The following is a 9851-nucleotide window of genomic DNA, read 5'->3' on the forward strand; positions in this document are numbered from 1 at the left end:
ACCACCGGCCTTCGATCCCGAAGGGGTCAAGAAGGGACTGGGCGAACTGGGCAACGCCATCGCCAAGCTGTAGAAGTCCCGTGCCCGCTCGCTGACTCTCGTGAAGCTTCGCGTTAGGGACGTGCGCCCTTTGCCACACGACGGCTCAGGGCTCTGGCTCGCGCGCGGATGCTGCGGATTTCCTTGTCCGAGAAGCACAGGACCTCCAGAAACTCCTTGTGCTTCCGGGGTGCGGCGCGTTCGAACTCCGCGTGCCAGCGCTGCATGTCTTCCTCGTTGAAACCCGAGGCCGCCAGCAGGGAAATCCAACGCTCGCGATTCATGACGCGCACACGGCCGAGTCGACCGTGGTTCTCCAGCAGTCCGACGACCATACGCTGCTGCTCCCGGAGTTGCTGGATTTCGGAATTCAGGTCGCCCAGGCGTCGCTCGAGGATCTCGACCAGACGCGTCCCCGGGGCTTCGAGAAGATGCTTGATGTCATCCAGGGGAATCCCTGTCTCTCGATACCGGCAGATCTGTTCCAGTCGCCGGGCGTCCTCTTCGCTGTAGAGTCGATAGCCTTTTGCCGAGCGTCCCGAGGCGCGAAGCAACCCGATCGAGTCGTAATAGAGCAGCGTGCTGCGCGAGAGTCCGAAGCGCGCAGCCAGTCTTCCGATCGTCGTCATCGCGACAGGCTGGGCTCGTCTGCGGAATCCGTCAACCCTTGACCTGACTATAGCTTCACACTTTAGGATATCGGGAACTCGTTCACTTTGAAGGTCAAGGAGATGTCCCATGAAATTTGGAATGCTTCACCTCTACGCAAATCCCGGCGACCTGTCCGAGCGTCAGGCCATCCGCGAACAGATGGACCTGATGAAGGCCGCGGAGAACCTCGACTTCGACTCGGTATGGCCGGCCGAACACCATTTCTCGCCGCTGGGCTATACGGCTTCACCTGCCATCGGGCTCGCCGCACTGGCCGCCGAGACCCGGCGCATCCGCCTGGGTACCGGAGTCGTGGTCTTGCCGTTCTACAATCCCATCCGCGTGGCCGAGGACTTCGCGTACCTCGATCACCTGAGTGACGGAAGAGTCGACCTCGGAATCGGCTGCGGCGCGCAGCCTCCCGAGTTTCAGCACTTCCGCATCGATCCAGCTACCGCACATATTCGGATGGAAGAAGGTCTGGAGGTGATCCGCCAGGCCTGGAGCGATGGCAGGGTCGACCTACGGGGCGAGTTCCATCGGTTCGATGACGTTCCCGTTCACCCGACTCCGGTGCAGACCCCCCATCCCCCGATCTGGATGGCTGCGGTTTCTGCGGACAGCTTCGAACGGGCGGGACGCCTCGGCTGCAATCTCCTGTCCGGAACGGCCCTGGGTCTCAATCGCAAAGTCGCCGCCCAGCGACGAGCTGCATACCTGCGCGGATTGCGCGCAGCCGGGTTCTCCAGCGAAGGTCGCTCCAGCGGTTGCTTGACCATCGTATACGTGGCCGATACGCAGGAACGGGCGCGCGATGAGTTCGGAGCTGCCGCGACCTGGTACCGCAATACCATCGGTAAGTTCATCGCTCCGGATTCGGATCCCGACGACAGCGTCATCTGCGGCAGTCCCGAATTCGTGACCGAACGGCTGGCCGAGATCCAGCAGATCTACGGCTTTACGGACCTGCTCTGCTGGACGCGACTCGGAGTGTTGCAACCTGAAAAGGTGTTGCGTTCGATGGAATTGATGCAACACAAGGTAATGCCGCATCTGCGCGACTCGGCCCCCCCCAGTCCGGTCCAATTCGAGACGCCTGAAATCACCAGCCCTGCCGTGTAGGAGAATCGCAGTCGCAGCATGGGCGAACGGAGCGCGGCGCCACGACGCCGAGTTGCGTTGGAACTTCGGGAACGGACGACTAGTTCGAAGTGTCCTGAGCAGCAGCGGTGACTTCCTTGCGGCCGGACTCACTCAGATCGCGCAGGAAGCCGTAGAAGAAGCGCCTCCCCGCGAGCATGACCGGGCAAACCGTCAACTCGAGTGGGAATTCCTCGCCGTTCTTGCGGATCCCGGCCAGATCGTCGACGTGCTTGTCGATGATGGGCCCTTCTCCCGTTGCCAGGTAGTGCTCCAATCCCTGTCGATGTCTTTCGCGATACATCGGTGGAATGATGAGATCTGCGACCAGTTTTCCGCGGGCTTCTTCCTGCGTGTAACCGAAGATCCGCGTTGCCGATCGATTGAATTCCACGGTGACACCCGTGTCGTCCATGACGACGATGCCTTCCAGCGCAGCGGTCGTCATGGCGCTCCGGACTTTCACGAGATTCCGCAACGCGTCGTTGGTCACCCTGCGTCTGTGGATGGAGGAGGCCATCAGGCAGCCGACGATCAGAATCACAAAGTAGATCGGCGTTGCGATCATGAGCAGTGGTGTCGCGACGTCGACGGCGATCGCGTCGAGGAGTCGCCGGGGAACCAACGAGATGAACACATAGACGGGCGTTTCGTTCGGTCCCGCGCTGGCCTGCGAGGCGACCGGGTTCGGCGCGAGGGTATCGAAGAAGAAGATGCCCTCGCTGCTTTCGACCCGGCCCCGAGGGCTCTCGAGCAACTGCGGCCATACTTCTGGGAACGAACGCTGGAAGGTCCTTCCGCGTTCGATTTCGAAACCGCCTGTATCCTCCGATTGATTTCGAGCCCAGTAGCCGTCGGAATTGACGACCATACGCTGGACGCCGAGTTCACCGGTTTCCGTTTCGAATGGGCTCATGAGGGATCGACTGAGTACGGCCAGAGTAACGATTCCCCGGCGCTGACCTTTGGCGTCCTCGACCGGCATTCCCAGGAGGACTATCGGTTCCTCCTGCTCTGCGGAGTCTCCCCGCTCGGATTCAGGCATTGCGGGTGAGGCCGACAATCCCCCCGGCCCGAGATCCATGGTCGCCCGGAAGAAGTCGCTCCCACCCTTGTTCTGGAGTTCTTTTCCAGGTGTGATCCTGGTTCCATCGGCGGTGTTTTCAATGCAGACGGTCTCCTGTCCCGAAGCGTCGATGAACTGGATCCGCGAATAGCCCGATCGGCGACGAGTGAACGAGAGCAAGGTCTGTTCGAAAGCCGCCATGCGCTTCGGGTTTCCGTCGTTGATGGCTTTGCTGGCGAGGTCGGCGACGAAAGAGAGATCGCCATTTGCGATCGTCAGTTCGCGCTCCACCCGGCGAACGCCGCGATTCAGGACGGAGGCTTCCTCGGCGAGAAGTCCCGCCTGACTGGTTCCCAGTTCCGCGCGGTACAGGAGAAAAAACAGGAAAAGGAAGACGATCGTCGTCGGCAGGATGGCCCTGACGAACAGCGACATGGGGACGCTCACAATCCCCTGCAGCAGGCTTTCGGCCGGCTCCGCACCCATCCACCACGAGTCTCGTTGTTGCGCGCCCATGCGAAGGAATTCCTCTAGCCTGGCGCGACCCATGAATTCGTGCAATCACCGCCCGGTTCGCGGTTCGCGCCGTTCGGGAAAAAGGATAACCAAGCGCGCGCGGCTCGGCCTGCACCGAAGTGGCCAGCGCGGATCCGGGTTGGCTCGTCGACTCGTGGGAGGGGCCGCGATCTCCCTCTGGATCTCTACGGGACGATGGTCTCCAGACGATCGACCGCGTGCACGGGGGCTTCGTCGCCCTTCATCAGCGGCGCGAGGGCCCGGTACACCAGGCGCTGTTTGGCCAGCGTGTTCTTGCCCTCGAAGGCGCTGGATACGACGCGGATTTCGAAGTGCCCGGCCATGCCAGTTACCTCGATCTCCGCGCCCTCGAAGGCGTTCTCGAGAACTTCGCGGATCTGGCCGATGACTTCTCTTGGCGGTGGGTGGATCTGCATACGGTTCAGTACCTGGGGACGCTCTTGTCGATCTCGAGCGACCAGGCGTCGATGCCGCCCACCAGATTGAAGACCTTTGTGAAACCCTGCGCTGCAAAGTGCTCGGCCGCCGCCTGACTGCGGCCCCCGTGGTGGCAGTGAAAGATCAGTCGCGTGTCCTTGGGCAGTTTCCCGATCTCCTCCGCGACGGCCTCGTCGACCAGCTTCGCACCCGGGATACGCGCTTGATCCCATTCCTCTCGCGCGCGCACGTCATACAGTGCGAAGTCTGCTCCAGCATCCATCAGAGTCTTCAACTCGCTGACGGGGAGCGCTGCGACCGCGTCGGAGGCTCGATCCGGAGCATTCGGATTGCTGACGGCCAGGCCCTGTCGATCGCCCTCCGAGGCGAGGTCGATCAAGAGTCCGTCGGCCCGCGTTGCAGAGTCGCGATCGAAATACACCGTGAAGCCCGAGGCCTGGACTTCGATCTCGCCCGGCTGAACCGGACCGAAGCCGAGCTGATGCTGAAACCCCGGGTCGATCATCACGTGCAGCCCCGCGTGCTCGCTCTGTTGCTGAGCCCCGCGGATGATCTCGGCTGCCGCGTCCGTGATCGAAATCGTCGGAGTCGTTACCTCGGGCACCGGCAATTCCAGTACCTGGTGCAGTTCTCCGGTGGCGTACATCTCCTTGATGATGTCGCAGCCGCCCTGGAACTCCCCGCGCACGTACAGTTGGGGGATGGTGGGCCAGTCCGAGAAATCCTTGATGCCGCTGCGGATCTCGGGGTCGGTCAGAACGTCGCAGGCTCCGAAATCGGAGATGAGTCCGGAGAGGATCTGGACCGCCTGTGCCGAAAATCCACAACCCGGTGCGTCCGGCGTTCCCTTCATGAACAGCATCACTTGATTGGTCTCGATCAGGCCGGTGATGCGTTCGCGGGTCTGGGGGTCGAGGCTCATCTGGGCTCCTTGTGCTCTGGAATCGGGCCGAGGTGCCCGTTCGGGTCACGAAAATACGATCCTATACCAATCCGTCAAGATTGCGACGGTGGTCCGAAGAATGGGTCTGGCGACGAGGAACCCGAAATGAGGATCTCGGGCAACCTCCAGAGGCTTAGGGCGAGGCTCGTGACCCGGGTTCGGCCCTCCCGGGTGTCCGGACCCAATCTTCGAACCACCGTATGATGGCCGCCTGTGGGTGGGGTGGGTGGAGGATGGGGGGGATTTGATCGACGCGCTGAATTTCGCGGCCGTCTCGACGGTTCTATTTGCCGGTCTGCTCAGCCTCGTGGCTCTGCGGCCGGTGTTCGTCGCCGATCATCCGCGCGCTGTGCTGATCTTGCTGGGTCTGATTTCGCTGGCTGCGCTGGCCGCCCTGATCCGCCCCGATCCGCTCGGGTTGAGGGTCGGACTCGATCCTTCGAGTGCCCCGCTGTTGCCCGGAGATCGCGTCGGTCAAGAGGTGTACCGCGACGCGTTGCTCGACTTCGGTACGGACGACGTCTACGTCGTCGCGATGCAGACCGAGGACGTGTTCACTTCCAGTGCGCTGGCCACTCTGCGCCGGGTCACCGATCGAATCCGTCGTTTGCCGGGTGTGCGGGGTGCGGAGAGTCTCACGAATACCAGCGAGTTCCGCTGGGACGCCCAACGCGAAATGATCGAAGTGGGAGACTTGATCGACGAACAACTTCCGCAGTCGCAGGCCCAATTACAGGAGTTGCGGGAGCGGGTGCTCGCCGACCGGCTCTACACGAAGACTCTCGTCTCACGCGACGGCCGCAACGCTGCGATCAACGTGGTGTTTCGTCCAATGAGCGATGGCGATTTCGTCGCGAGTGGGCTGGACGCGGATATCGCCAGAATCGTCGAGGAAGAGGCGCGGGTCGAACAGCGCTTCTACATCGCCGGTGGTCCGCATATGAGGGCCGAGGGGCATCGATTGATGGTCGGCGATCTGTTGCGCTTGATTCCGATTGCCGTGTTGCTCGCTTCGCTCGTGCTCTGGATCGTGACCGGTTCGAAACGCGGCGTGCTCCTTCCGCTGGGCAGTTGTCTCACAGCGACGCTCTGGACGTTTGCGGCGATGGCCGTGGTTGGCGCTCCGCTCAATGTGATCACCATCGTGCTCGGTCCCACTCTCATCTGTGTGGGCTGCGTGTACGGTGTGCACGTACTGGCGCGTTACGACGACGGCGTCGCTGGCGCCGCCTCTCCGCGAGCCGCCGCTCTGGCCTGTCTCGAGTACACGCGCACCCCGGTCCTTCTCGCCGGCCTGACTACGTGTGCGGGTTTTGCGGCGCTCTGGCTGACCGACACGCGTGCGACTCGCGAACTCGGCGTATTCGCGGTGTTCGGCGTCGCTTCGGTTACCCTCCTATCGCTGACCGGAGTACCGGCCCTGCTGGCACTCGTGCCGATCGATCGGGATGCTGCCCGGGATGGCGGTCGGACGCGCACGAGTCGCGCGTTTGCGCGCAATGTGGATCGCGGCCTGGGCTTGCTGGGCCGCGCTCTTACGGAGCGCGCGGGAGCGGGAGTTGCGCTGTGGGGCGTGCTCTCGATTTGCGCCGCGCTCGCGTTGCCGTACATCGTGATCGACACGGACTTCATGACCTTCTTTCATCCGGAGTCCCGTGTGCGCGGCGACTTCGCCGCGGTCAACGAGTTGCTCGTCGGTGCAGTTCCCATCTACGTGACGTTCGAGGGAAACGAGTCGGGCGCGTTTCGCGAACCGGAAGCCATGCGGGCGCTCGAACGCGTGCAAGAAGCCCTGATGGAAGTGGCCGGCGTCAGTCAGGTGTTGTCGGTCGTCGACCTGGTCAAGACCGCAAACCGCGCCCTGGGCGAGGGGAAACCCGAAGCCGAACGCATTCCTGAAACCCGTCCCGGGATCGCCGAAGTCCTCTTCATGATTCCGAAGTCGCGAACGCGCCGTTTTTCGACCTCGAATCACAGTGCCGCGAACCTGGTCGTACGCACGGGTCGTATGGGTTCGGCCGCGATTCGCGAACTCGAAAGAGGGATATCAAAGGTCTTGGCTGCCGAAAATCTGCCACCCGGGATCCGCTCCGCCGTCACGGGCAACGCGATCCTGCTCAATCGCAGTGCGGATTCGATCGCCGGCCGACAGATCCTGCAGGTCTCTGTCGTGACGTTTGCGATCTGGTTGTTGGTGCTCTACGTATTCGGCTCGCAACGCCTGGCGTTGCTGGCCATCGCTCCGAACATCGTACCGGTGCTGCTCTTCTTCGGCGTGCTCGGCGCGGGGGCGGCGCCGCTTTCTTTGCCGACCAGTCTCATTGGCAGTATCGCGCTCGGGATCGCCGTCGATGACACCGTGCACTTTCTGGTCGCCTACCGTCGGCTTCGCGAAGCTGGAAACTCACCTGAGGAGGCGGCCATCGACTGCATCCGCCGCGTCGGTCGGCCGATCATCATCACCTCGATTGTGCTGGTCGTCGGTTTCCTGGTGCTCTGGCCTTCCGGTTTTGTCACGTTGCGCGAATTCGGTGCCCTGTGCGCCATGACCATGGGCATCTGCCTGATTACCGACCTGACCCTCCTGCCCGCGCTTCTAGTGAAGGCCCGGGTCTGACCCTGTCAGTGCAGTACCTGCAGTCGGAACACACTGAAGAACTGCTCCGCGATCTCGGGATTCGGATCCAGGTGTAGGACTTCGGTCTCGGAGAATGTTTCTTCGACCAGATTCGTCATGCGCGAGCGCGTTGCGACCCAGAACCCACCGAACTCCTGGATCGTCGCCACGTCTGCAATCATCTCCTTGATCTCCACGTCGGCACGATCCCAGTAGCGCCCCCGCAGGGCTACGTAGTGTTCCTTCTCGATGTACTTGATGGTGCGCGAGTAGCGCGAATCGGCGCGAGGACGAAGACGCGCTTCGATCACAAAGACGGGCAAGCCCTGGATCTCCTCGTCGGGCAGGCGTGTGTAATCGGCGTCTTCGATATCCTGGTAGGAGATGTCGTCGAAGTTGTAGTCCGTACCGGCGATCGTCGCGTCCTTCACATTCACGCGGCGCACGCGCCTTTCGCTGGGTTGATAGACGAACTGATCGTGGCTGCGATCGTCGCGCACGATCATCAGATACCCCGTGTTGCGCAGATCGGGCGGATCGATGAAGCGCAGGATCGTCTTGGCCAGCACCCCTTCGATCTTGTCCTGTTCGCGAGCGCGGTAGTCTTTCCAGCGCACCCAGAAAATCGACTCCTGGGCATTGCCTCCGGGGTCGGTCGAGGTCACTCGCTGGCGCTGGACCGCTGCATGGAGTTTGTTCTTGAGGAAGCGCCCGTAGAGTTCGCGGCCCGTGAGCAGACTGCCTTCCGGGATGGCGTCCTCGATCGCGGTCGCAGCGGGTGCGACGACGGCTTTGGCTTCGGCCCCTTCCGCCCAGGCCGATAGTGGGCTCCCCGCCAGGAGTGCGGCGAGGGCGGTGCTGATCCAGAGACAAAGGGGCAACGAAATCCTCCAAGATCCCGAAAAGCAAAGCTGAACCGACTGCCGGGTACAGCCGCAAACCCCTGAGGGCGCACCGGGAGTATCTCATTTTCCGCCCGAGCTTCAAAAGAAAGGGAAGCTCGCGACGCAGATATGCTCCAGAGCACGATTGACCCCCCACCCGGTGCTGGCTACCATCCGCCCGCCGTGACCCCATCGTCTAGCCTGGCCCAGGACGGCGGCCTTTCACGCCGCTAACGCGGGTTCGAATCCCGCTGGGGTCACCAATAAGGGCTTGGTTTGCTGGTTTTTGCGCCGTTTTTCTCCGGCGACAAGTGGGCGACAGATCGCTTCGGCAGGACATCGACCAGCGCGCCGTCCTGAAGCCGCGCATACCATCGCGTGCTGCGAAGGTTCGCGCGACCCAGGAAAGGTCTGCAAGCTGCGTTCTGGCCCGCCACGGGCGATCGCATCGGTAGTGAGGGTGTGCTTCGTGCCCTCGTCCCACTTGACCTCGATGCTATTGCATCAGCCGCTGGACCTGGCCTGGGACCGGAATGGGATGCCTGTTTCCCGTCAGCAGAAGTCGGACTGATTGTGGGTCTAAGCTAAGAGACACTTTGCGGGGTTTTCGGACCCTGAGGAGAGTCTCAAGATGTCGAGAACGAAGAAACAATCGACCGAAGCCGCAGTGCGAGAGATCCGGCGCCGTACCCGCAGGAAGTTCGCACCGGAGGAGAAGATCCGGATCGTCCTGGAGGGGCTGCGAGGAGAGCAGAGCATCTCGGAGCTCTGCCGCCGGGAAGGCATCGCGGCCAACCTCTACTACCGCTGGAGCAAGGACTTCCTGGAGGCCGGTAAGAAGCAGTTGGCTGGAGACACGGTCCGGGAGGCGACCAGTGACGAGGTCAAGGAACTTCGTGCCGAGAACAGCGAGCTGAAGGAGGTCGTGGCAGAGATCACTCTCGACAACCGTGTGCTCAAAAAAAGTCTGACGGGTCTTGGCGAGGAGGACGGCACGTGAGACGCACGGCATCGGAGAAGATGAAGATCATCCGCCTGGTCGAGGAGACCGATCTCCCGGTTCGCGCGACGCTGCGGCAGCTCGGTGTACCTCGGAGCACTTTCTACGGCTGGTACCAGCGATACGAAGCAGAGGGGTTTGACGGCCTGCACGATCAGAAGCCAGCTCCCCGGCCACGTTGGAACGCGATTCCCGAAGCGATCCAGAACGAAGTTCTGGATCTGGCGCTGGAGCGCACGGATCTATCGCCGCGGGAACTGGCTTGTCGCTATACGGACGAGGAGCGCTACTTCGTGTCGGAGTCGAGTGTGTATCGCATCCTGAAGAAGGCGGACCTCACCACGAGTCCGGCCTACGTTCTGATGTCGGCCTCGGATGCGTTCCAACATCCGACGACGCGAGTCCACGAGATGTGGCAGACCGACTTCACGTACTTCCGGATCGTGAACTGGGGTTGGTACTACCTCTCGACGGTACTGGACGACTTCTCGCGCTACATCATCGCGTGTAAGCTCAGCTCGACGCTGGGAGCCAGC

General features: G+C 62.2%; 9 protein-coding genes and 1 tRNA gene. 5 read left to right on the forward strand and 5 right to left on the reverse strand.

Annotated features, from left to right (window positions below; genetic code table 11):
- Positions 1-113 precede the first annotated feature (113 nt).
- Positions 114-668 carry a MerR family transcriptional regulator gene (locus tag GY725_05600; GenBank protein ID MCP4003652.1) on the reverse strand — a complete coding sequence of 185 codons (555 nt, stop codon included), beginning with the start codon at positions 666-668 and terminating at the stop codon, positions 114-116.
- A 109-nt stretch (positions 669-777) separates the two neighbouring features.
- On the opposite strand from GY725_05600, the gene GY725_05605 reads away from it, so the two are divergent.
- Complete coding sequence (locus tag GY725_05605; protein MCP4003653.1) at positions 778-1812, forward strand: LLM class flavin-dependent oxidoreductase; 1035 nt, start codon at positions 778-780, stop codon at positions 1810-1812.
- Between the two features lie 79 nt (positions 1813-1891).
- Here GY725_05605 and GY725_05610 read toward each other — a convergent pair whose 3' ends face one another.
- From GY725_05610 to grxD, 3 genes are all read right to left on the reverse strand, one after another.
- The gene (locus GY725_05610; GenBank protein MCP4003654.1) at positions 1892-3412 is read right to left on the reverse strand and encodes a PAS domain S-box protein; all 1521 of its coding nucleotides are present in this window, start codon (positions 3410-3412) and stop codon (positions 1892-1894) included.
- Between the two features lie 185 nt (positions 3413-3597).
- A complete protein-coding gene (locus tag GY725_05615) occupies positions 3598-3849 on the reverse strand; it encodes a BolA/IbaG family iron-sulfur metabolism protein (protein MCP4003655.1) in 252 nt (83 codons plus the stop codon).
- A gap of 5 nt (positions 3850-3854) precedes the next feature.
- Positions 3855-4793: a Grx4 family monothiol glutaredoxin gene (grxD, locus tag GY725_05620; protein MCP4003656.1), complete on the reverse strand. Its 939-nt coding sequence runs from the start codon at positions 4791-4793 to the stop codon at positions 3855-3857.
- 265 nt (positions 4794-5058) lie between these two features.
- Here grxD and GY725_05625 point away from each other — a divergent pair, with 265 nt between their 5' ends.
- The gene (locus tag GY725_05625; GenBank protein ID MCP4003657.1) at positions 5059-7431 is read left to right on the forward strand and encodes an MMPL family transporter; all 2373 of its coding nucleotides are present in this window, start codon (positions 5059-5061) and stop codon (positions 7429-7431) included.
- A gap of 5 nt (positions 7432-7436) precedes the next feature.
- On the opposite strand, the gene GY725_05630 is transcribed toward GY725_05625, so the two are convergent.
- Complete coding sequence (locus GY725_05630; protein ID MCP4003658.1) at positions 7437-8312, reverse strand: outer membrane lipoprotein-sorting protein; 876 nt, start codon at positions 8310-8312, stop codon at positions 7437-7439.
- A 188-nt stretch (positions 8313-8500) separates the two neighbouring features.
- Here GY725_05630 and GY725_05635 point away from each other — a divergent pair.
- The 3 genes from GY725_05635 to GY725_05645 form a co-directional block, all read left to right on the forward strand.
- Positions 8501-8578: transfer RNA gene (locus GY725_05635), tRNA-Glu, on the forward strand.
- A gap of 368 nt (positions 8579-8946) precedes the next feature.
- On the forward strand, positions 8947-9315 hold the full coding sequence (locus GY725_05640; GenBank protein MCP4003659.1) for a transposase: 369 nt from the start codon (positions 8947-8949) through the stop codon (positions 9313-9315).
- Positions 9312-9851 (forward strand): transposase (locus GY725_05645; protein ID MCP4003660.1); only part of this gene is annotated, 540 nt, incomplete at its 3' end. The genes GY725_05640 and GY725_05645, both read left to right, overlap by 4 nt.

The organism is bacterium (genome assembly GCA_024226335.1).
In the GTDB taxonomy this organism is placed as follows: Bacteria; Myxococcota_A; UBA9160; order SZUA-336; family SZUA-336; genus JAAELY01.

What these genes read in the sequence shown, in the direction of transcription:
- GY725_05600 (MCP4003652.1), bottom strand. Translation starts at nt 668, where the DNA reads ATGACGACGATCGGAAGACTGGCTGCGCGCTTCGGACTCTCGCGCAGC.
- GY725_05605 (MCP4003653.1), top strand. Translation starts at nt 778, where the DNA reads ATGAAATTTGGAATGCTTCACCTCTACGCAAATCCCGGCGACCTGTCC.
- GY725_05610 (MCP4003654.1), bottom strand. Translation starts at nt 3,412, where the DNA reads ATGGGCGCGCAACAACGAGACTCGTGGTGGATGGGTGCGGAGCCGGCC.
- GY725_05615 (MCP4003655.1), bottom strand. Translation starts at nt 3,849, where the DNA reads ATGCAGATCCACCCACCGCCAAGAGAAGTCATCGGCCAGATCCGCGAA.
- grxD (MCP4003656.1), bottom strand. Translation starts at nt 4,793, where the DNA reads ATGAGCCTCGACCCCCAGACCCGCGAACGCATCACCGGCCTGATCGAG.
- GY725_05640 (MCP4003659.1), top strand. Translation starts at nt 8,947, where the DNA reads ATGTCGAGAACGAAGAAACAATCGACCGAAGCCGCAGTGCGAGAGATC.